At 72.2% G+C, this 21,563-nt stretch carries 14 protein-coding genes; 5 read left to right on the forward strand and 9 right to left on the reverse strand.

Annotated features, from left to right (window positions below; genetic code table 11):
* Positions 1-232: 232 nt before the first annotated feature.
* On the forward strand, positions 233-892 hold the full coding sequence (locus ACWDRW_RS17700; protein ID WP_451724154.1) for a TIGR04222 domain-containing membrane protein: 660 nt from the start codon (positions 233-235) through the stop codon (positions 890-892).
* Between the two features lie 86 nt (positions 893-978).
* Here ACWDRW_RS17700 and gcl read toward each other — a convergent pair whose 3' ends face one another.
* Complete coding sequence (gene gcl, locus ACWDRW_RS17705; protein WP_451724155.1) at positions 979-2,763, reverse strand: glyoxylate carboligase; 1,785 nt, start codon at positions 2,761-2,763, stop codon at positions 979-981.
* Positions 2,764-2,930: 167 nt separating this feature from the next.
* Here gcl and ACWDRW_RS17710 point away from each other — a divergent pair, with 167 nt between their 5' ends.
* Positions 2,931-3,650 (forward strand): hypothetical protein, encoded by a 720-nt coding sequence (locus tag ACWDRW_RS17710; protein ID WP_451724157.1) that lies wholly within the window; start codon positions 2,931-2,933, stop codon positions 3,648-3,650.
* A 63-nt stretch (positions 3,651-3,713) separates the two neighbouring features.
* On the opposite strand, the gene ACWDRW_RS17715 is transcribed toward ACWDRW_RS17710, so the two are convergent.
* The 7 genes from ACWDRW_RS17715 to ACWDRW_RS17745 all read right to left on the reverse strand — a co-directional run bounded on the left by ACWDRW_RS17715 (position 3,714) and on the right by ACWDRW_RS17745 (position 15,317).
* Positions 3,714-4,802 carry a lytic polysaccharide monooxygenase auxiliary activity family 9 protein gene (locus ACWDRW_RS17715; RefSeq protein ID WP_451724158.1) on the reverse strand — a complete coding sequence of 363 codons (1,089 nt, stop codon included), beginning with the start codon at positions 4,800-4,802 and terminating at the stop codon, positions 3,714-3,716.
* A gap of 102 nt (positions 4,803-4,904) precedes the next feature.
* The gene (locus tag ACWDRW_RS17720) at positions 4,905-7,115 is read right to left on the reverse strand and encodes a glycoside hydrolase family 6 protein (protein WP_451724160.1); all 2,211 of its coding nucleotides are present in this window, start codon (positions 7,113-7,115) and stop codon (positions 4,905-4,907) included.
* A 42-nt stretch (positions 7,116-7,157) separates the two neighbouring features.
* A complete protein-coding gene (locus ACWDRW_RS17725; protein ID WP_451724162.1) occupies positions 7,158-9,380 on the reverse strand; it encodes a glycoside hydrolase family 3 N-terminal domain-containing protein in 2,223 nt (740 codons plus the stop codon).
* 121 nt (positions 9,381-9,501) lie between these two features.
* Positions 9,502-10,635 (reverse strand): GH12 family glycosyl hydrolase domain-containing protein, encoded by a 1,134-nt coding sequence (locus ACWDRW_RS17730; protein ID WP_451724163.1) that lies wholly within the window; start codon positions 10,633-10,635, stop codon positions 9,502-9,504.
* 269 nt (positions 10,636-10,904) lie between these two features.
* Positions 10,905-11,927 carry a LacI family DNA-binding transcriptional regulator gene (locus ACWDRW_RS17735; RefSeq protein ID WP_451724164.1) on the reverse strand — a complete coding sequence of 341 codons (1,023 nt, stop codon included), beginning with the start codon at positions 11,925-11,927 and terminating at the stop codon, positions 10,905-10,907.
* Between the two features lie 133 nt (positions 11,928-12,060).
* A complete protein-coding gene (locus ACWDRW_RS17740; protein ID WP_451724167.1) occupies positions 12,061-13,650 on the reverse strand; it encodes an AMP-binding protein in 1,590 nt (529 codons plus the stop codon).
* Positions 13,647-15,317, reverse strand: coding sequence for an AMP-binding protein (locus tag ACWDRW_RS17745; RefSeq protein WP_451724168.1), 1,671 nt, complete (start codon positions 15,315-15,317; stop codon positions 13,647-13,649). The genes ACWDRW_RS17740 and ACWDRW_RS17745 overlap by 4 nt, the downstream gene beginning before the upstream one ends.
* Before the next feature lie 114 nt (positions 15,318-15,431).
* Between ACWDRW_RS17745 and ACWDRW_RS17750 the strand changes: the two genes are divergently transcribed.
* The 3 genes from ACWDRW_RS17750 (at position 15,432) to ACWDRW_RS17760 (ending at position 20,360) form a co-directional block, all read left to right on the forward strand.
* Positions 15,432-16,262 carry a response regulator transcription factor gene (locus ACWDRW_RS17750; protein ID WP_451724169.1) on the forward strand — a complete coding sequence of 277 codons (831 nt, stop codon included), beginning with the start codon at positions 15,432-15,434 and terminating at the stop codon, positions 16,260-16,262.
* 281 nt (positions 16,263-16,543) lie between these two features.
* A complete protein-coding gene (locus tag ACWDRW_RS17755; protein ID WP_451724171.1) occupies positions 16,544-19,348 on the forward strand; it encodes an AAA family ATPase in 2,805 nt (934 codons plus the stop codon).
* Between the two features lie 220 nt (positions 19,349-19,568).
* On the forward strand, positions 19,569-20,360 hold the full coding sequence (locus tag ACWDRW_RS17760; protein ID WP_451724173.1) for a S1 family peptidase: 792 nt from the start codon (positions 19,569-19,571) through the stop codon (positions 20,358-20,360).
* A 93-nt stretch (positions 20,361-20,453) separates the two neighbouring features.
* Here the strand turns inward: ACWDRW_RS17760 and ACWDRW_RS17765 are convergent, their stop codons facing one another.
* The gene (locus ACWDRW_RS17765; RefSeq protein ID WP_451724175.1) at positions 20,454-21,560 is read right to left on the reverse strand and encodes a winged helix DNA-binding domain-containing protein; all 1,107 of its coding nucleotides are present in this window, start codon (positions 21,558-21,560) and stop codon (positions 20,454-20,456) included.
* Between the last annotated feature and the right edge of the window lie 3 nt (positions 21,561-21,563).

Raw genomic sequence — 21,563 nt, forward strand, 5'->3', positions numbered from 1 at the left:
ACGAAGCACCCGGCAGCGGCCCACGGGCCGGCCCAGCCGAGGGTCCTGAGCTGCGGCAGCCGACGCCCACCAGCGGCCCACCGGATCTGCCTGCCGCTCGGCGGCGGGTCATGAACGGCGACACGAAGCACCCGGCAGCGGCCCACGGGCCGGCCCAGCCGAGGGTCCTGAGCTGCGGCAGCCGACGCCCACCAGCGGCCCACCGGATCTGCCTGCCGTTGGGCTGCGGGTCATGAACGGCGGTACGCAGCGCCCACCGGAGCCCTACGGGACAGCCCTGCTGCGCGGTGGCCCCCGCGCCGCCGTCATCACGGCCGTGGTGGCGCTGCACCGGCGGGGTGTCGTCGAAGCCGGCCGGCCCGGCACCCTGCGCAGGTCGAGGACGCCCGAGGACGGCTCCGGGCCCTGGCATCCACTGGAGAAGGCGGTCCGCGTCGGGCTCTACCGGCCCGCCGGGCTGCGGGAGTTGCTCACCCGGTACGTCGTACGCCATGCCCTGAAGCGCCTGCGCCGCGAGCTCACCGCGGCCGGGCTGCTGCGCTCCGCCCTCCCCGGCCCGACCCGCGCCGGCCGCCGCCGGCTGGCGGAGCTGCGGCGCCTGCACCCGCTCCCCTCGGACGCGGAGGGTCTGACCCACGAGGAGCTGTCGCTGGCCGTCGCGCTCCACGGCGACCGGGCGCTGACCGCGCTGCTGCCCGGCTACGCCGAGGCGCAGGGGCTCGTCGGACGCGGCCGCGACCGGGGCGGGACCGGCGGCCGGCACTCCGTCAGCCCGATCACCGGCCTGCGCAGGGCCCTCACCGACGAGATGGAGGCCGGCAGCGAGTACGGCTCGGGCGGCTACAGCTCGGGCGGATACGGCTGCGGCGGAGGCGGGGGCGGCGGGGACTGACACTCCCCGGGAAGCTCTGTCCGCAACGACGAAGCGGGGCGGCCCCACCCCCACCCGGGTCGGGCCGCCCCGCACTGACCTGTGGGTCAGACCTTCAGCGTCTTGATCGAGGTCGGCGCGTGGCCGGGCTCGGTCGCGATCTCCTCGAACTCCACGACATTGCTGATGTCGTTGGTGCCCGACATGGAGATGTTGGTGACGCGCTCGAGGATCGCCTCGACGACCACCGGCACCTGGAACTCGGCGGCGAGCTTCTTGGCCTGCTCGAAGGCGGCACCCAGCTCGGCCGGGTCGGTCACCCGGATCGCCTTGCAGCCGAGACCCTCGGCGACCTTGACGTGGTCGACGCCGTACACGCCCAGCTCGGGCGAGTTGATGTTCTCGAACTCCAGCTTGACCTGGAAGTCGATGTCGAAGGCCCGCTGAGCCTGGCGGATCAGGCCCAGGTAGGAGTTGTTCACCAGGACATGGACGTACGGGATCCTGTGCTGCGCCCCGACCGCCAGCTCCTCGATCATGAACTGGAAGTCGTAGTCGCCGGAGAGGGCGACGACCGGCGCCTGAGGGTCGGCCTTGGCGACGCCCAACGCGGCCGGGATCGTCCAGCCGAGGGGACCGGCCTGGCCGCAGTTGATCCAGTGCCGCGGCCGGAAGACGTGCAGCATCTGGGCGCCGGCGATCTGCGAGAGGCCGATGGTGGAGACGTACCGGGTCTCCGGGCCGAAGGCCTTGTTCATCTCCTCGTACACGCGCTGCGGCTTGATCGGGATGTCGTCGAAGTGCGTACGGCGCTGGAGGGTCGCCTTCTTCTCCTGGGCGGAGGCGGACCAGGCAGCGCGGTCGGGCAGCCTGCCGGCCGCCTTCAACTCCCGTGCCACCTCGACGAAGAGCTCCAGCGCGGCCTTGGCGTCGGAGGCGATGCCGTAGTCCGGGGCGAAGATCTTGCCGATCTGGGTGGGCTCGACGTCGACGTGGACGAACTTCCGCCCGGCCGTGTAGACGTCCAGCTTGCCGGTGTGCCGGTTGGCCCAGCGGTTGCCGATGCCGAGGACGAAGTCGGACTCCAGGAAGGTCGCGTTGCCGTAGCGGTGCGAGGTCTGCAGGCCCACCATGCCGGCGTTCAGCTCGTGGTCGTCCGGCAGGACGCCCCAGCCCATCAGGGTCGGGACGACCGGGGTGCCGGTCAGCTCGGCGAACTCGACGAGGAGGTCGGCGGCGTCGGCGTTGATGACACCGCCGCCCGCGACGATCAGCGGCCGCTCGGAGGCGTTCAGCATCCCGATCGCCTTCTCGATCTGGGCGCGGGTCGCGACCGGCTTGTAGACCGGGAGCGGCTCGTACGTCTCCGGGTCGAACTCGATCTCGGTGAGCTGGACGTCGATCGGCAGGTCGATCAGGACCGGTCCGGGACGGCCGGAGCGCATCAGGTGGAAGGCCTGCTGGAAGACGCCGGGAACCTGGGCGGCCTCCAGGACGGTCACCGCCATTTTCGTGACCGGCTTGGCGATCGAGGCGATGTCGACGGCCTGGAAGTCCTCTTTGTGGATCACGGCGGTCGGGGCCTGGCCCGTGATGCACAGGATCGGGATGGAGTCACCGATGGCCGAGTACAGACCGGTGATCATGTCGGTGCCGGCCGGGCCCGAGGTGCCGATGCACACGCCGATGTTGCCGGCGTGGGTGCGGGTGTAGCCCTCCGCCATGTGCGAGGCGCCCTCGACGTGGCGGGCGAGGGTGTGGTGGATGCCACCGGAGGCCTTGAGCGCCGCGTAGAAGGGGTTGATCGCCGCGCCGGGCACACCGAACGCGTTGCTGACGCCCTCGCGCTTGAGGATCTCAACTGCCGCACGGGCAGCGGTCATTCGAGCCATCGAGTACTCCTGCTTCGGCTGTCGGATTCGCATGCCCGTCGCGCCCCGCGGTTGATGCTCTTCCGTATTGCGGAAAGTAATTTCTACTATCTGGAAGCAGAGTAAGAGGGGCGACGAAGCGCGTCAAGAGACGGACAGGCCGGGGTGCGCGGGAGGACCATGGGGCCATGCCCCAGAGCGTGGCGGTGTGCTGCCCGGTCTGCAGACGTGAGCACCAGTACGCGGCTGCGTCGTATCCGTGTGTCTGCGGCGCCCCCGTCACCCCGCCGCTGGACCCCCGCGGCACCCCGTCCGCCGTCACGCATCGCGCGTGGGCGGAGGAGTGGGTGACCGTGGAGTGCGCCTCCTGCGGCCGACGCGCTCAGTGGCCGCATCCGGAGCTGGGATGCCCGTGCGGGACGGCCGTGCGGATCCCGGTCGCGGGCACCCTCTCCGCGGCCGAACCCGGCACCGGGAGCGGCCCCCGCACCGACCCGCTCGCGACCGGCACCGGCCGGCCACGCCGGCGCGCGCCCTTCCAGCCCGTGACGATCCGCACCGCCCGGGACGCCGTCACGGCCGCCGCGCTCTATCTGCGCTGGCTCGGCTACCGGGACCTCCGTCGCGCCGACCAGCGGCCCCCCGCCGGTATCGGCCTCGCCGCCCACGGCCTGGTCGCACAGGTGGACCCGACCGTGCGCCCGGCTTCGGTCCGGGACGTGGAGTGCCTGTGGCTGACCGCCATGACCGAGTCCTCGGACTGCGTCTACTTCTCCCTCGCCGGATACGCCCCCGACGCCCGCGCCCGCGCCGACGCCCTCGGCGTTCCCCTGTTCGTGCTGGACCTCACCGGCACTCCGCAACCGGTCAACGACCACGCCGACGCCCTCGACTCCCCTACCGGCTGACGGCCCGCGCACACGAGTGCGCCGGCTCCCGGGGGGTGGGAGCCGGCGCCGGGGAAGGGCCCGTTACGGATTGACGCAGCCGATCGAGCCGACCGGGTGGTTGTTGCCCGTGGAGGTGGCGGTGAAGCCGAAGGTGACGCTGCCGTCCGGCGGGACGCTCCGGTTGTGGTCAACGTTCCTGACCGTGACCGTGCCGTCGGTTCCGGTGCTCAGCGCGCCGTTCCAGACACTGTTCAGCCGGGTTCCGGTGCCCGGCTGCCAGCGCACGGCCCAGCCGGTGAGCGGAGCCGTGTTGTGGTTCATCACCTCGACGGAGCCCTGGAAGCCGCCGCTCCAGGAGTTCGTCACGGTGTAGACGGCCATGCAGCCGGTGTGCGGGTCGGTCGGGGTGGGAGTCGGTGTGGGCGTCGGGGTCGGGGTCGGCGTACCGCCCGAGCCGCGGATGCCCGTCACCTCGCCGTTGCCGCCGTCGAAGACGATGTCGGAGCAGGAGAAGAAGTTCTCCTGGCTGTCCGAGCGCACCCACTGGATGAACAGCACCGCGTCACCCGAGCGTCCCGCGGGCAGGTTCAGGTTCCAGAAGTAGTGCCCGGACTCGCTGCCCGGCGAGCCCGACTGGGCGGGGTTGGTGACGGTCTGGATGAGCTCCAGGTCGTCCCAGCCCAGCTCGGTGCTGGGCGAGTAGCCGGGCTTGGACAGGTACACCCGGAAGTCGCCCGGGTGGGCGGCCCAGTTGCTGTACCTGACCTGCATGCTCTTCCCGGAGGTCAGATGCGTGCGGGGCCAGTCGGCGCGGGCGGCGTTGTAGCCGGTGAAGTTGTACGGGGAGCGGTCACCGGCGCTGCACAGTTTGCCGTCCGGCACGTAACCCGCCCCGCGCCCGCCCGCGTTGGAGTCGAGCACGGCGAACCAGTTGTACAGCGCCGTCGATCCGCTCTCCGCCAGCGCGGCCTTGCACGCCGGGTTCGTCGGGTCCAGGGCGCCGGTGCCGGTCTTGGCGTCCAGATAGCAGAGATAGGTCCGCGATCCGGGCATCATCGCCACCCCGTGCGCCTGCGCGCTGCCCTGCCCGAGCAGGGCCAGACCGAGACCGCTGAGCAGGGTGGCGAGCACCGCCGCCCAGGAGAGAAGCCGGTTTCTGCGTCGAACCATGGTGTGCCTCCTGTCGTTCCGTGGCTGTCCGCTGTGGAGCCCCCGCCCGCCCGGGGACACGGTCGCTCCGGGCGGGCAGGGGAGTGTGGGGAAGTACGCGGATCAGGCGGGCGGTGCGCCCCAGGCCAGGACGGTGCCGAGGTAGCCGGGGACCGCCGGGGCGTCGGTGTACGTCGTGGCGGTGGTACGGCTGTAGTCGCCGACCTCGTTGAACGCGGACCAGTCGGACTTGGCCATCCGGAGCTGGATGTCACCGCTGTCCCGGCCCGCGGCCAGCGAGCCGGCCGAGAACCCGACCTCGAGGTAGGCGTCCGCGCCCGCGACCGGCGTGCTCAGCGGGACGACCCGGAGCTTGAGGTTGGAGCAGCCGACCGCGGCGTAGTCGCACCAGGCGTTCACGGTGGACGAGCCGCCGTCCCGGGTGAAGTAGTAGCGGGCGGTCACCCCGGTCAGGTCGAGAGCGGCGCTGCCGGTGTTGGTGATCCGCAGGCCGGGGCGGATGGCGTTGTCGGTGGCCGAGGAGTCGTTGTTCTTGTACGCGACCTTCAGGCCGCCCGCGGGGTCGGGGCCGCCGCCGCCCGTCTCGGTGGTGACGCTCAGGGCGGTGGAGGCGGCGGAGACGTTCCCGGCCGCGTCGCGGGCCCGCACGGTGTAGCTGTAGGCCGTGGCGGCGCTCAGCCCGGTGTCCGTGTACGTGGTGCCGGCGGCCGGCGAACCGACCCGGGTGCCGTTGCGGTACACGTCGTACCCGGTCACGCCCACGTTGTCGGTGGCCGCGGTCCAGGCCAGGGAGACGCTGCTGGCGGTCTTGGCGGTGGCCTGTAGTCCGGTCGGGGCGGTCGGGGCGGTGGTGTCACCCGGGTCGGTGCCGCCCGTCGGCACGGCAGGATAGGCGTTGCGCACCAGCATCAGGAACTGGTTGTGGAACCAGTGGCCGGCCAGCGGTGCGTCGGGCAGCGCCCCGGTCTTGTTGTTGCCGGCGTTGGACGCGGTGTAGTCGGGGTCGCACATCGGGTCCGCGCGCTTGCCCTCCTCATTGGGGATGTCCTCGCTGGCCCCGTCGGACTCCCCCGGCGGCTTGACCCACAGGAAGGCGTCGAGGTGCGAGTCGGGGTAGCCCGAGGGCGCGGCCTGCGGAGGCTGTCCGAGCCCGGCACCGCTCGCGTTGCACCACAGGCCGCGGTGGGCGCGGCGGTCGGCCTTGGACTCGTTGACGTAGGTGTCGAGGGTGGTGCTGGTGCTCTCCGCGGTGGGCCGCGCGGCGCCGCCCCAGCCGTTGCGGGAGGTGTCGATCACCAGGCCGGTGGCGGCGGGCCAGCCCGCCGAGACCAGCGCCCGGTGCACGTTCTTCGTGAAGTCCACCTCGTCGAAGTTGGGGTTCCACTCGTAGAACTTGCCCGACTTGACCATGTTGCCGCCGACCGTCTTGTCGGGGTTGGTCAGGAACGGCTCCTCCAGCGGCGTGTAGTTCGCGACGTTCGTGATCAGCCCGTCGACGCTGCTCAGCCCGGCCGCGGTGCCCCTGGCCACCTCGGTGTACTGCTGCACGGTCTGGGTGAGGTTGTTGTCCCAGCCGAGCCAGCCGGAGTGCGCGTAGTCCAGGTAGGTGTACACGTTCGGGATCGCGTGCAGCTTGTCCAGGGCGTATCGGATGCCCTCGACGTAGATGCCGCTGCTCTTGGCCTGGGCGCACTCCGGGTCGGAGGTGTTGGTGACCAGGTTGGGCAGGCTGTCGGGCTCGACGACCGTGGTGATGCGGATGTCCTGGTACTTGGGGTTCTTCATGACGTTCGCGATGACGTCGATGTACTCGGTCTTGTAGCGGTTCAGACCCGCCTGCGTGAGCGGGAGTTCGCCGCTGGAGGCGAGGGCGGCGCAGTCCCGGCCCGGCAGGTCGTAGACCACGAAGGTGGCGGTGATCGGCTGTCCGGGCTTCTTCTGGGCGAGCGCCAGGTCGAGGTGGTCGGCCAGGCTCTTGCGTCCCGCGTTGGCCTCCCCGCCGTGGACGGCCGCGATCCGGTCCATCCAGACGGCGGTCGGATAGCTCTTGACCTTCTCCATCTTCGCCTTGAGCGCGGCGTCGGAGGTCTGCGCGATGGACGTGTCCACGTGCTCGGCGTAGTCGGGGTTGAGGTAGAAGGTCGCCCCCGCGAAGGGGTTGTCGACATGAGCTTCCGCCGCTGCCGCGGGCTGTCCCGCGATCTGGCCCGCCACCCCGAGCATCAGGGTGGCCAGGGCGGTGGCCAGGGCTGCCGACCGTCGTCGGCGTGTGCGCGGCAGCGAGGCGCCGTCGGCTCTGGTCGGGTTGGTCATCGTGCCCTCCTCGGTGGTACGTGCGGGTGTGCCGGTCGTACGTCAGGAGCCGGTGCACTGCGGAGCGGGCGTGCCCGCGCCGCCGTTGGCGGTGAAGCCGAATGAGGTGGTGGCGCCGGGAGACAGGGCGCCGTTGTGGGCGGCGTTGCGGACGGTCGCGCGGCCCTGGGCGACGGTCAGGGAGCCGTTCCACAGGCTGGTGACCGTGGAGCCGCCCAGGTCCCAGGCGACGGACCAGCCGCTGAGCGGGTCGGTGCCGGTGTTCTTGACGGTCACCTCGGCCTGGTAGCCGCCGGACCAGGACGAGACCACCTTGAACTGACCGGTGCAGGCCTTGGGCGTGGGCTCAGGGTCCGGATCCGGGTCGGGGCCGGGATCGGTGCCGTAGGTCAGGCCGTGCCCGTACGGGAAGAGCGGGCTCTGGCCGTCGCCGTCGTTGATGGGCTGCTGGGAGGCGGCGCGCATCCAGGTCATGGGGAGTCTGCCGGTCGGGGCGTGGTCGCCGAAGAGCACGTCCGAGACGCCGTTGCCCTCGGTGCCGGGCAGCCAGGCGGCCAGCAGGGCCCGCCAGTCGGGCAGTTGAGCGGCGATGTCGAGTGGACGCCCGGACACCAGGACCACCACGACGGGCACCCCGCTCGCCTTCAGCCTGGCCAGCGTCTGCAGGTCCTCCTGGTCGAGGCCCATGCTCCCGGGCCGGTCGCCGTGCATCTCGGCGTAGGGGGTCTCCCCGACCACGGCCACGGCGGCCGTGTAGCTGCCGTCGATGCCGTTGCCGTACCGGTCGTACGTGATCCGGGACGAGTCGCTCGCGGCGGCGCGGATGCCCTGGAGGATCGTGGTGCCCTCGGTCACGGGCCCGCTGCGGCCCTGCCAGCCCAGCGTCCAGCCGCCGCTCTGGTTGCCGATGTCGTCGGCGGACTTGCCGGCCACGAACAGCTTGGCGGTCTTCGCGAGCGGCAGGACGCCGCCGTCGTTCTTCAGCAGCACCTGCGACTGCCGCACGGCCTGCCGGGCGAGCGCCCGGTGTTCGGCGGAGCCGACGGACGGTGTCAACGAGCGGTCGGTGAGCGGCCTTTCGAACAGGCCGAGCTGGAACTTCTTGGTGAGGATGCGCCGATTGGCGTCGTCGACGCGGGCGAGCGGGACGCGCCCGGCGGTCACCTCGCCGCGCAGCAGGGTGAGGAACTTCCGGTAGTCGTGCGGGACCATCACCATGTCGACCCCGGCGTTGACCGCCGTGGCGATCTCGGCGCCGGTGAAGCCGCTCTGCCCGTCGAGCTGGTCGACCCCCGCCCAGTCCGACACGACGAAGCCGGAGAAGCCCAGTTCACCCTTGAGCACATCGGTGACCAGGTACTTGTGGGCGTGCGACTTCACCCCGTTCCAGCTGCTGTACGAGAGCATCACCGAGCCCACGCCCCGCCGTACCGCCTCCTGGAAGGGCGGCAGGTGGATCGCGCGCAGCTCGGCCTCGGACAGCGCGGTGTTGCCCTGGTCGACGCCTCCGGTGGTGCCGCCGTCGCCGAGGTAGTGCTTGGCCGTGGCGAGCACCGACGCCGCGTCGCCGCCCACACTCGTGCCCTGCAGTCCGGTGACGAACGTGGCCATGGACGTGGGCAGTTCGGGCTTCTCCCCGAACGACTCGTAGGTGCGGCCCCACCGGTCGTTGCGGGCCACGCACAGACAGGGCGCGAAGGACCAGTCGATCCCGGTCCCGGCCACCTCCTCGGCCACCGCGCGTCCGACGCGCTGCACCAGCGCCGGATCACGGGTGGCCCCGAGGCCGATGTTGTGCGGGAAGAGGGTGGCGCCGCGCACCGCGTTGTGGCCGTGCACCGCGTCGATGCCGTAGATCATCGGGATGCCGAGCGGGGTGCCGAGGGCGGTGCGCTGGAGGGAGTCGTATGTGTCGGCCCAGGTCTGGGCGTTGTTGGGGCTGACCGTCGAGTCGCCGCCGGAGAGCACCGAGCCGATGCGGTAGCCGGCGAGGTCGGACTGCGGGACGAGCGCGTCCTTCTCGACCTGGGTCATCTGCCCGAGCTTGTCGTCGAGCGTCATCCGGGAGAGCAGGTCGGCGACGCGCTCGGGCACCGGCACGGAGGGGTCCTGGTAGGGAAGGGCGGCGGCGGCCGTCGGGAGCTCGGTGGGCGGGGCGGCGGCGAGACCGGTCAGGGTGAGTGCCGCGGCGCACAGCGCGGCGACGATCGCGGGGCGGCGCGGGGACGCGGGGCGGCGTGCGGGCAGGATGCGGCTCGGGCTCATGGGCGGCGGGCCTTTCCGGGTGCGGGCCGGAGGGGCGGAGGAGGGGGCCGGGGCCCGCCCCCGTCGGTGCGGGAAGGCGGGGCGGGCCCCGTACAGGGCCGGTGCGGCGCACCGGCGTGGGTCACGCGCTGGTGCAGGCGGTGCCGTTCAGGCTGAATCCGGTGGGCTTGGTGAACGTGCCGCTGTAGGTGCCCTGGAAGCCGAAGGTCTGGCTGCCCCCGGCGGCGATCTGCGCGTTGTGCGCCACGGGGCTCGCCGTCACCGCGCCGGAGGAGCCGGACAGGGTGGCGTTCCAGGAGTTGGTGACGCGCTGTCCGGAGGGCAGGGTGAAGCCGAGCCGCCAGTTGCTCACGGCGGCGGAACCGGTGTTCTTGACCGTGACGTCGGCGGTGAAGCCGCCCTGCCAGACGTTGGTCGCGTACGTCACCTGGCAGGCCGTGGTCGGCTCACCGGGGCCGCCCGGGTCACCGCCGCCGCCGAGGTTGACGGCGGAGGAGAAGGAGTTCACGGCCAGACCCGCGCCGTTCTGCCAGGGCTCGAACCCGGCCTGAACGCTCGTCAGGTACCAGTTGCTCTGCGCCAGGCCGCGGGCGACGGCCTGGTCGACGAAGTCCATGACGTCGAAGCTCCAGCTGCTGATCGCCGAGGGGGCGACGAAGGAGATCACGTCGTTGGAGCCGTTGCTCCCGGTCCACACCTCCCAGGAGCGCCCGCCCACGGAGGCGGTGCCGACCGGGGAGCCGATCGGCTGGATCGGCCCGACCCGGTTGAACCAGATCATGATCTCGGTCCGGTTGACGCCGTCGGTGCGGGGCGTCGGGTCCAGCCAGATGTCGTACGAGGCGTTGTAGACGGCGTTCGACACATAGCCGTACGAGATGCTGCTGGGCGCGCTGGAGATGGTGCTGACCTGGGCCGGGAGGTTCGTGCCCGGCGAACAGTTCGTGTAGTGACAGCCGTTGAAGACCGAGGGGTACGACTTCGGGGCGCCGTTGGTGGGGACCGAGCCGTCGGCCTGCGTGAGCCGGAAGCCGGTGTCGGTGGCGGTGACGCACTGGGCGGCGCTCGTGCCCCAGCGGTTGTTCTGGACGACGTAGCGCCCCTGGATGACCGTCGATCCGTACTGCTCGCAGATCACGGTGTCGGCCTGGGCCGGCGGGGTCGCGACGAGGAGTGCCGCGACGGCGGCGAGAGCGCAGAGCAGCGCGGCGAACAGGCCGCGCGCGGTGCGGGGACGGTGCGGTAACGGTCGCATGCGGGTGCCTCTCGGGAGGAGTTCCGGACAGGTCGCGCCTCACGGAAGATCCGGACGGGTCGTTACGGGAGCGCTCCCAACTCCCCATTGATGGGAGCGCTCCCACCCACCGGTTGAGTCCGGACTGTAGGAGTCCTCCCATGTCCCTGACAACCCCGTGCGCAACGACTGTGTCGAAGGATTTTCGAAGTAGCAGGTCAGCCCGAAAGGTGTCGCAGGCCGCCCGACGTTCTGGGAGCGCTCCCGAAATATTGCGAGGCGGAGCGGGCTCAGGCGGAGCTGCGCACCACCAACCGGGTGCGCAGGATGACGTGCCGCCAGGCCACCTCGGGCCGCTCCATCTCCTCCAGCAGCAGCCGCACCATGGTCCGCCCGATCTCCTCCATCGGCTGGCGGACCGTCGTCAGCGGAGGGTCGGTGTGCTGGGCGAGCAGGAAGTCGTCGAAGCCGATGACCGCGACGTCCTCGGGCACCCGCCGCCCGGCGGCCCGCAGCACGCCCAGCGCACCGGCGGCCATGGTGTCCGAGGCGGCGAACACGGCGTCGACGTCCGGGTGCCGTTCCAGGAGCTCGGCCGTCGCCCGGCGCCCGCTGCCCTCGGTGAAGTCGCCCTCGACGACCAGCGAGGGCAACGGCTCCAGGCCCGCGTCGACCAGGGCTTCCCGGTAGCCGCGCAACCGGCACTGGGTGACGTACATGTCGAGCGGCCCGGTGACGGCGGCGATCCGTGCGCGCCCCCCGCGCACCAGGTGCTCCACGGCCTCACGGGCGCCGCCCACGTTGTCCGCGTCCACGTACGTGACGTTCTCGTCGCCCGAGCGACGGCCGAGCAGCACCGTGGGCAGTCCGGCCTCGGCGAGCATGTCCGGCAGCCGGTCCTCGGCCCGTACGGACATCAGCAGGACCCCGTCCACCCGTCCACCGCGCGCGTACTCCACGAGGCGCCGCCGCTCGGCGTCGGTGCGGACGAGGGTGAGCAGCAGCTGGACCGAGGTCTCGGCGAGGGTGTCGCCGACGGACTGGACGATCTCCGAGAAGAAGGGTTCCCCGAACAGCCGCCAGTCCCGCTCGGTCATCGCCAGCGCTACGGCGTCCGCGCGCCGCCCGGCCAGGGAGCGGGCCGCCAGGTTGGGCACATAGCCCAGTTCGGCGATGGCCCGCTCGACGGTCCGGCGCGTCGAATCCTTCACGCCCGACGCGTTGTTGATGACCCGTGAGACGGTCCCCCGCCCGACACCGGCCAGGGCCGCGACCTCTTCCAGCGTCGGCGAACCAGGGCGCTGCCTGCCCATAACCACCCCCAAGGGCACCTGATCCTAAGCCCTGTCGTCAACCTCCCGGCGTCCGCCCGAAGGGCGGGCGGGCGGGAGGTTGACGACAGAGCTTGAGGGCCGTGGGCCGCCTGATCGAGTGCCCGGGGGCGGATCAGCCGGCGTAGCGGTGCCGCAGCTCGATCTTGCGCACCTTTCCGGACACCGTCATCGGGAAGGCGTCGAGGACCTCCACCCGGGCCGGGATCTTGTAGTGCGCCAACTGCCCTTCGCAGAAGGCCCGCACGTCCTCGAGGGTGGGCGGGTCGGCCGCGTCGCGTGCGATGACGCAGGCGAGCACCTCCTCGCCGTAGCGCTCGTGCGGGACGCCGACCACCTGGACGTCCGCGATCTTGGGGTGGCCGTAGAGGAACTCCTCGATCTCGCGCGGGTAGATGTTCTCGCCACCCCGGATGATCATGTCCTTGATCCGGCCGACGATCTCGACGTAGCCGTCCTCGCGCATCGTCGCGAGATCACCGGTGTGCATCCAGCGAGCGCTGTCGACGGCCTCGGCGGTCTTCTCCGGCTCGTTCCAGTAGCCGAGCATCACGCCGTAGCCGCGGGTGCACAACTCCCCCGCCGTGCCACGCGGTTGGGTGACGCCGGTGGCCGGGTCGACGATCTTCACCTCGACGTGCGGCAGGACCCGGCCGACGGTGGCGGTGCGGTGCTCCAGGTCGTCGTCCCGCCGGGTCTGCGTGGAGACGGGCGAGGTCTCCGTCATGCCGTAACAGATCGACACCTCGGCCATGTTCATCTCGGTGACCACCCGCTTCATCACCTCCACCGGACAGGGCGAGCCCGCCATGATGCCGGTGCGCAGCGAGGAGAGGTCGTACCTCGCGAAGTCGGGGAGGTTCAGCTCCGCGATGAACATGGTCGGGACCCCGTAGAGCGAGGTGCACCGCTCCCGCTGGACCGCCTCCAGCGTGGCCTTCGGCTCGAAGGACGGGGCGGGGATGACCATGCAGGCGCCATGGGACGTAGCGGCCAGATTCCCCATCACCATGCCGAAGCAGTGATAGAAGGGCACCGGGATGCACACCCGGTCCTGCTCGCTGTAGGCGATCAACTCCCCTACGAAGTATCCGTTGTTGAGGATGTTGTGGTGGGAGAGCGTGGCGCCCTTGGGGAAGCCGGTGGTGCCCGAGGTGTACTGGATGTTGACCGGGTCGTCGCAGGACAGGTCGTCCGGCAGCGCGGCCGGGGTGGCGCGGGCGAGCAGCGCGTCCCAGCCCGCGTCGCCGAAGTACACGGCCTCGCGCAGCTCGGGGCAGTTGCCCCGGACCTCGTCCACCATCGCCCGGTAGTCGCTGCCCTTGTGGCCGAGGGAGGCGAAGAGCAGCGAGATCCCGGCCTGTTTCAGCACGTACTCGACCTCGTGCACGCGGTACGCCGGGTTGATGTTCACCATGATCGCGCCGATGCGCGCGGTGGCGTACTGGACGAGCACCCACTCGGGACAGTTGACCGCCCAGATGCCGACCCGGTCCCCCTTGGCGACCCCGCTCGCGAGCAGCGCGTACGCCAACTCGTCGACGGCCGACAGGAGTTGCGCGTAGGTCCAGCGCCGCCCCGAGGGCACGTCGACCAGCGCCTCCCGCTCCGGCCAGGTCGCGGCCGTACGCGCCAGGTTGTCCCCGATCGTCTCCCCGAGGAGAGCGGTCGGGCCCGTGCCGTGCGTGTACGACAGTGCGGTCACCGGAAGTCCTCCTCGCGGTACTCGGCGTCCGAGCCGGCCGCCGTGGCCTCGCGCAACTCGATCCGGCGGATCTTGCCGGAGACGGTCTTGGGCAGCGGCGCGAACTCCAGTCGGCGAACGCGCTTGTAGGGGGCGAGGACCTCGCGGGAGTGCTCGAAGAGGACCTTCGCGGTGTCGGGTCCCGGCTCCCAGCCCTCGGCCAGGACGACGTAGGCCTTGGGGACGGCGAGCCGCAGCTCGTCGGGGGCGGGTACGACGGCGGCCTCGGCGACGGCCTCGTGCTCCAGCAGCGCGCTCTCCAGCTCGAAGGGGCTGATCTTGTAGTCGGACGCCTTGAAGACGTCGTCGCTGCGCCCGACGTAGGTCAGATAGCCGTCCTCGTCCCTCGACGCGATGTCCCCGGTGCGGTAGTAACCGCCCGCCATCGCCTCCGCCGTTCGGTCGGCGTCACCGTGGTAGCCGGTCATCAGACCGACCGGGCGGGCCGACAGGTCGAGGGCGATCTCCCCCTCGTCGGCACCGGGCGCGCCGGAGACCGGGTCCAGCAGCTCCACCCGGTAGCCGGGGCTGGGGCGGCCCATGGAACCCGTCTTCAGGGGCTGGCCAGGGCTGTTGGAGACCTGGACGGCGGTCTCGGTCTGCCCGAAGCCGTCCCTGATCGTCACGTCCCAGGCCCGCCGGACCTGTTCGATGACCTCGGGGTTCAGCGGCTCGCCCGCCGCCACGACCTCGCGCGGCGGAGTGCGCAGCGCGGACAGGTCGGCCTGGATGAGCATCCGCCACACCGTCGGCGGGGCGCAGAAGGTGGTCACGCCCGCGCGGTCCATCTCCGCCATCAGCCGGGCCGCGTCGAAGCGCGTGTAGTTGTGCAGGAAGACGGTCGCCTCGGCGTTCCACGGCGCGAACAGATTGGACCAGGCGTGCTTGGCCCAGCCCGGGGAGGAGATGTTGAGGTGCACGTCACCGGGTTTCAGGCCGATCCAGTACATGGTGGCCAGATGCCCGACCGGGTACGAGACGTGGGTGTGCTCCACCAGTTTGGGCCGGGCGGTGGTCCCGGAGGTGAAGTAGAGCATCAGCGGGTCGTCCGCGCGGGTGGGGGCGTCCGGGGCGAAGGCGGCGGAGGCCGCGTAGGCGTCCTCGTACGACAGCCAGCCCTCGCGCGCGCCCCCGACGGCCAGGCGGGTGTAGTCGCCGGGCACCTCGGCGAACTTGTCGGTGTCCTCGGACCGCACGATCACGTGCCGTACCCGGCCGCGCTCCACCCGGTCGCGCAGATCGGCCGGGCCGAGCAGCGGGGTCGCCGGGATGACGACCGCGCGCAGCTTCATGGCGGCCAGTGCCGTCTCCCACAGCTCGGTCTGGTTGCCGAGCATGACGAGGACGCGGTCCTCGGCGCCCACGCCCCTTTGGCGCAACCAGTTGGCGACCCGGTTGGAGCGGGCGGACATCTCGGCGAAGGTCAGCTTCGCCTCGGCGCCGTCCTCCTCGACGATGTGGAGCGCGGTGCGGTCGTTGCCCTCCGCGATGACGTCGAACCAGTCGAGCGCCCAGTTGAACAGCTCGGGCCGGGGCCAGTCGAAGCCGTCGTAGGCCGTGGCGTAGTCCTCGCGGTGTTCCAGCAGGAAGTCCCGGGCCCTGCGGAAGTCCTCGGTGGCCGTCGTCATCTGTCCTCCTCGTTCCCGGACCGTTGCCGGGCGGCTCTGTTCCATCGTGTAATCCGTGATGCAGCTCTCACTACCCCCGAACGGGGGTGTACGCCGCAGGGGAAGGTCGGGCAGTTGACAGCAGATGTCACCGGAGCGGTGGAGATCCGCGGCGCGCTGGTCCGGCTGCGGCGCTCGACCGGGCTGCCGGTCGCGTTCGGCGGCCTGGTGGACCCGGCCCGGCCGCGGATGCTCATCAGCGAACTGAGCGGCACGGCCACGCACTCGCTGCGCCGCCTCGCCGTGACCTCCGGCACCGGGCTCGGCGGGCGTGCGCTGGCGCTGGCGCGGCCGTGCGCGGTGACGGACTACTCCTCCTCACGGCAGATCAGCCACGAGTACGACACCGCCGTCGCCACGGAGGGGCTGCGCTCCGTGCTCGCCGTCCCGGTCGTCGTACGGCGCCGGGTGCGCGGGGTCCTGTACGGCGCCCTGCGCACCGCGCAGCCGCTCGGGGACCGGACGCTGTCGGCGGCGGTTTCCGCCGCGCGGGACGTGGAGCAGGCGCTGGTGGCGCAGGAGTCGGCGCGGTCCTTGATGGACGCGGTGCGGCCCGCGGCGGAGCGGCGGGGGGAGGGGGCCGCCTGGGAGCAGGTGCGGGAGGCGCATGCGGCGCTGCGGGCGCTGGCGCCGAGGGTTGCTGATCCGGGGTTGCGGGCGGAGCTGCTGTCCGTGTGCGGGCTGCTGTCCGGGGAGGGGGCGACGGAGGGGGTCGGTCTCGCCCCCCGTGAGCTGGATGTGCTGGCCTGTGTGGCGGGGGGCGCGACGAACGGCGTGGCCGCGGAGCGGCTCGGGCTGCGGGCCGAGACCGTGAAGGGGTACCTGCGCTCGGCCATGCGCAAGCTCGGCGCGCATACGCGGGGAGAGGCCGTCGTCGCCGCACGGCGGGCCGGGCTGCTGCCGTAGGGGCGCCCGCGAGGGTGCCTCGACCGGTCGGGGCGCGACTGCGGGACTCGTCCTGGCCGGTCGCACCCACGCGGTGGGGCCACGGATCGATACGGTCCCACGCCCCTGACGTGGGAAGCCCCGACCTGGGTCACCTCATGGCACTCGCTCCCCCATTTATTCATCCGTGCCCTGAATTTCCCTATGCCCCCGCGCTGTTATTTCCCTCACCCGGCAGGCGCTCCGTAATTCAAAGACCCGTTGCCTAATATTGGCCAGGACACGCCACACGGAGGGGAGCGGTGACCGTGCCACGGGACTTCCAGGAGCCTGCCAGATCCCGCCCCGACCTGGTCATCGGCCGGGAGGAGCCGGTCGGGGCCGCGCGTGAGCAGCTCGCCCGTGGCGGCAGCGTCCTGCTCCACGGGCCCGCCGGAATAGGAAAGTCGACCGTGCTCAGGGCATTGGCCGCGGAATACGGCGAAGCGGCACGGACCGTGTTGCGCTGCTCGGCCACCGAGTCCGAATCCCACCTTCCCTTCCTGGCCCTGGCCGACCTCCTCGGCCTGGTCCTCGACGAGGTTTGCGACAAACTGCCCGCCGCCCAGCGCACCGCCCTGGAGTCCGCGCTCACCGGCCGGGGCGAGTCCACGCTGCAACGCGACGGTCTCGCCCTGCGCCTCGCCGTGCTCTCCGCCCTGCGCGCCCTCGCCGCCGAGGGCCCGGTACTGGTCGTCGCCGACGACCTCCAGTGGCTGGATCCGGCCAGCGCCGAACTCCTCGGCTTCGCCGCCCGGCGCCTCGGCGACACCCCGGTCCGGATGCTGTGCGCGGCGAGGACCGAGGACGAGGAGTACGACCGCCATCTACGCGCGTCCCCACCGGACACCCTGGCCCTGCGGCTCGGCCCGCTCTCCCGCACCCAGGTGGCGGCGCTGCTCGACCACCGCGGCTACACCGGGCTGCCCCGCTCCGCCGTCCGCGACATCCACCGCACCAGCGGCGGCAACCCCCTCTTCGCGCTGGAACTCGGCCGCGCGCTCGCCGAGAACCCCACCCCGCCCCGCCCGGGCGAGCCGCTGCCGGTGCCGACCTCGCTGCGTGCCCTCGTCCTGAGCCGACTGCGGATGCTCTCCCCCGGCGCCCGGCACACCCTCCTGGTGGCCAGCGCCGGCGCCCGCCCCACGCTGGCCCTGCTGCACGCGGCCGGCCGGACGGACGCCGAGGCGGAGACCGCCCGGGCCGCGGAACTCGGGCTGCTGGCCACGGAGTCCGAGGGGCCCGCCGTACGCTTCGCGCATCCGCTGATCTCGGCGGCGCTGTACGCGGAGGCGCCCGCCCAGGAGCGGCGCGCCGCGCATGCCGCGCTGTCCACGGCGGCCTCGGACCCCATCGAGCGGGCCCGGCATCTGGCGCTCGCGACCACCGGCACCGATCCGGAGGTGGCCGCCTCGCTGGCGGAGGCCGCCGCCCTGGCCCGGGACCGGGGCGCGCCCTCGGTGGCCGCCGCGCTGGGCCGGCTGGCCGCGCGGCACACCCCGGCGGAGGACAGTCCGCAGGGGGTGCTGCTCCAGTCCGCCGAGGACGCCATCACCGCCGGTGAGCTGGACCTCGCCCGGGACATCGCCCGCGAGGTGCTCTCCCGGTCGACCGTGCCGGCCGAGCGCGTGCGGGCCTGGATCGTCGTCATCGAGACCGCCGGGCACGCCATGACCGAGGTCGACGCCGTCTTCCCGCAGGCGCTGGCCGACGCCGGCGACGACCCGAGGCTGCTCGCCCGGATCCACTACCAGCTGGCCTGGCGGGCGCTGCTGGTGGACGGCGACTTCGACCCGGCCCGGGAGGAGGCCGCGTACTCCGCGGAACTGGCGGCGCGGGGCCGGGACCGTTACACCGAGCTGATGGCCCTCGCGCTCCGCGCGCAGATCGAGACCCTGATGGGCCACCCGGACGCACCCGCGACCATCAAGCGCGCGCTGCGCGAACCGCAGGACCCGAGGGTGGCGTGCCATCACAACGGCGCGGGTTACGCCCGGTTCCGCTGGCTGGTGATGAGCGACCAGCTGCCCGAGGCGCGGGCCACCGTCACGGCGCTGCTGCGCGAGGTGCGGCGGCGCGGCTCGGTCGAGAGCGAGGTGCACTTCCTGCGCGGGCTCGCCGAGACCGAGCTGCGCACCGGCCACTGCGCCCGCGCCCTCGACCTCGCCCGGGAGAGCCTCCGGCTGGCCCGGGACACCGGGATCGGCGAGGTCGCCTCCGCCGTGCTCACCTCGCTCGCGGAGGGGGCGGGCGGCGATCTGGACCGGGCGCTGGAGCTGGCCCGGGAGGCCCTGGACCACGCCGAGCGGGACGGCGACCAGATGTACGTCTCGCGCGCCCTGGCCGCGCTCGGTCACGCCCAGCTGGTGGCCGGGGACGCGTCGGCGGCGGTCGCCTCGCTGCGCCGGGTGCGCGAGCTGGAGCAGGGCCTCGGCATCACCGACCCGGCGCGCGGCCGCTGGCACGGCGATCTCGCCGAGGCGCTGGTGCGCATCGGGGAGGCCGAGGAGGCGCAGGACGTCATCGACGCGGCCCGCGCGCACGCGCTGCGCCTGGGCCGGGAGAGCGTGCTGGCCGTACTGGACCGCGCCGAGGCGCTGGTGCGCGCGGAGCGCGGGGAGCGCGAACGGGCCCTGGCCCAGTTGACGTCCGTGCAGGACCGGCTGGCCAAGCTCGGCTACGGCCTGGAGGAGGCGCGGGCGGCCTTCGCGCTGGCCGCCCTGGGCACCCGCAGACCGGGGCCGACCACCTACGACGAGGCGGCGCGGCTGTTCCGGCGGTGCCGGGCGCTGCCGTGGCTGCGTCAGGTGGAGTCGGCGGCGTCGGCGCCGCCCGCGGAACCGGCGCCGGCGCCTGCCGCCGCCCTGGACGCGCTGGACTCGCTCGCCTCGATGGAGCGTCAGGTCGCGGCGCTGGTCATGGAGGGCGCGACGAACCGGGAGATCGCGGCGCGGCTGTTCATCAGCGTCAAGACCGTGGAGGCGACGCTGACGCGGGTCTACCGCAAGCTGGGGATCCGATCGCGCGTCGACATCGTCAGACTGGCGGCGGGCCGTCCCGGCAACTGAGATCCCGGCCGATTCACCGGCAGCGGGGGTTTAACGGGGGCCGACCGAGGGTTTTCCCTGCCCAACTCCCTTAGGGGCTTCCCTGCTTGGGAAGGGAACCCACCCGGTCCTAGCGTATGCCTCGTGCCGCTCGCCGGGCACACGGGGGTCTGTCCCGAGACCCCCGTGCTTCACCCCCACACCCGCGCGACCCCCCACCGGCCATCCAATGAGGAGACTCATGTTCGGGCTCACCCGTGCCAAGAAGACCGCGGCCGCGCTCGCCGCGACCGCAGCCGCGGCCACCGCGCTGATCGGCGTCGCCCCCTCGGCGTCCGCGGCCCCCCAGCCCATCGTGGGCGGTACGACGACCACGACCACCGCGTACCCGTTCATGATGCAGATCACGGACTCCTCGCAGAACCAGTTCTGCGGCGGCACGCTCGTCTCGCCGACGAAGGTCGTCACCGCCGCGCACTGCATGGTCGGCGAGACCACCAGCAGCGTCAGAGTCGTCGGCGGCCGCACCTACCGCAACGGCACCAACGGCACGGTCAGCCGGGTGAGCAGGATCTGGATCCACCCGAGCTACACCGACGCCACCAACGGCGACGACGTGGCCGTACTGACGCTGTCGACGTCGATGCCGTACACCACGGCGCCGTACGTCTCCGCCACGCAGACGGGCGTCTACGCGGCCGGCACCACCGCCCGCATCGTCGGCTGGGGCACGACTTCCGCGGGCGGCAGCTCCTCCAACCAGCTGCGGACGGCGACGGTGCCGATCGTGTCGAACTCCAGCTGCGCGAGTTCCTACGGTTCGGACTTCGTCGCGTCCGACATGGTCTGCGCCGGATACACCTCCGGCGGCGTTGACACCTGCCAGGGCGACAGCGGCGGTCCCCTGCTCGTCGGGGGCGTCCTGGCAGGGATCACTTCCTGGGGCGAGGGCTGCGCGGACGCCGGTTACCCGGGTGTCTACACCCGGCTGACCACCTTCTCCAGCCTGGTGACCGCGCAGGTCAACTCGTGACCGGCAAAGACTCCTGAGTATCCCTCAGGTGCAATACCAGGGGGCGTTGCGGGCCTCCACGAGCGGCCCGCAACGCCCCCGATCCATGTCCGGTCACGGGAGGACGGTCCCGAACCGGATGTCGTACGACGACCCCGGGTGCATGACCTGGAGCAGGTACGCGCCTTCCTCCAGGACCTCCGCGCGCTGCGCCTTGGTCAGCTCCCCGAAGGGCTCGATGACGAGGGCGTCGTCGAGGATCCGCCAGACGCCCGCGAGGAAGCCGTCGACGAGGAACGGGCAGTAGACCGTGTTCACCTGCCAGGTGCGGCCGCGGTTCGCGGGCGGGATCACGCGGGTGCGGTCGGCGTGGGAGAGCAGGAGGTTGTCGAACTCCGGCAGGAAGCGCGGCGCGGCCGGGGTCCCGGGGTCGGGGCGGGGGGCGTCGGGGAGGTCGAAGAGCTCGACGCCGTTCTCGTCGCGGAAGGTGATCAGCTCCGGGCGGAGCCGCTCGAAGGCGGCGCGCATCCGGGTCAGTCCGCACCAGGTCTGCATGTCCTTCACGGAGGCGGGCCCGAAGGCGGCCAGATAGCGCAGGACGGTGGCGTCGGCGGACGCGGCGGGTTCGGGGCCGCGGCCCAGCCAGTGTTCGGCGGTGGTCAGCGAGACCTGGGCGCTGCGGCCCCAGACTCCGCGCGGGGTGGTCTGGACGAGCGGCAGTTTGCAGCGGGCGGCGATGGCCAGGGCCTGCGGGTCGGCGTCCGGCCACTCGGCGCTGAGGGCCTCGCGCAGCTGCTTCATGGTCCTCGGCGTCTCCTCGACGAGCTCGCGGGCGAGGGCGGCGAGCCGGTCCAGGTCGACGCCGACGAGGCCCTTGCGGAAGATGTTGATCTCCCGGTCCCGGGCGGGTTGCACCAGGGGCCGCAGGGTGAGGCTGTCGTCGGCGGTGTGCGTGTGGATCGTCGAGCGGATGGTGACGATCCGCACGGCCTCGCGCCGCTCCATCAGCCCGGCCAGTTCCTCGGGCCGGAAACCGTCGAGCCGGGCGGCGAGCGCGTAGTACGGCGGCTTGACCTCCTGCGCCTGGAGGCCGACGAGATGCTCCAGGGCCGCCTTCGCGGACATGGGCGTACGGCGCAGCAGCAGCTGCCGGTCGAGGGTCGCGCGGTTGAGGGCGCGGATGCCGAGAACGGTTCCCCGGGCGGTCGTCGACTTCGTCATGCT

The sequence above is a fragment of the Streptomyces sp. NPDC003635 genome (assembly GCF_053587635.1).

What these genes read in the sequence shown, in the direction of transcription:
- ACWDRW_RS17725 (WP_451724162.1), bottom strand. Translation starts at nt 9,380, where the DNA reads ATGAGCCCGAGCCGCATCCTGCCCGCACGCCGCCCCGCGTCCCCGCGC.
- ACWDRW_RS17720 (WP_451724160.1), bottom strand. Translation starts at nt 7,115, where the DNA reads ATGACCAACCCGACCAGAGCCGACGGCGCCTCGCTGCCGCGCACACGC.
- ACWDRW_RS17765 (WP_451724175.1), bottom strand. Translation starts at nt 21,560, where the DNA reads ATGACGAAGTCGACGACCGCCCGGGGAACCGTTCTCGGCATCCGCGCC.
- ACWDRW_RS17715 (WP_451724158.1), bottom strand. Translation starts at nt 4,802, where the DNA reads ATGGTTCGACGCAGAAACCGGCTTCTCTCCTGGGCGGCGGTGCTCGCC.
- gcl (WP_451724155.1), bottom strand. Translation starts at nt 2,763, where the DNA reads ATGGCTCGAATGACCGCTGCCCGTGCGGCAGTTGAGATCCTCAAGCGC.
- ACWDRW_RS17710 (WP_451724157.1), top strand. Translation starts at nt 2,931, where the DNA reads ATGCCCCAGAGCGTGGCGGTGTGCTGCCCGGTCTGCAGACGTGAGCAC.
- ACWDRW_RS17700 (WP_451724154.1), top strand. Translation starts at nt 233, where the DNA reads ATGAACGGCGGTACGCAGCGCCCACCGGAGCCCTACGGGACAGCCCTG.
- ACWDRW_RS17735 (WP_451724164.1), bottom strand. Translation starts at nt 11,927, where the DNA reads ATGGGCAGGCAGCGCCCTGGTTCGCCGACGCTGGAAGAGGTCGCGGCC.
- ACWDRW_RS17745 (WP_451724168.1), bottom strand. Translation starts at nt 15,317, where the DNA reads ATGACGACGGCCACCGAGGACTTCCGCAGGGCCCGGGACTTCCTGCTG.
- ACWDRW_RS17730 (WP_451724163.1), bottom strand. Translation starts at nt 10,635, where the DNA reads ATGCGACCGTTACCGCACCGTCCCCGCACCGCGCGCGGCCTGTTCGCC.
- ACWDRW_RS17760 (WP_451724173.1), top strand. Translation starts at nt 19,569, where the DNA reads ATGTTCGGGCTCACCCGTGCCAAGAAGACCGCGGCCGCGCTCGCCGCG.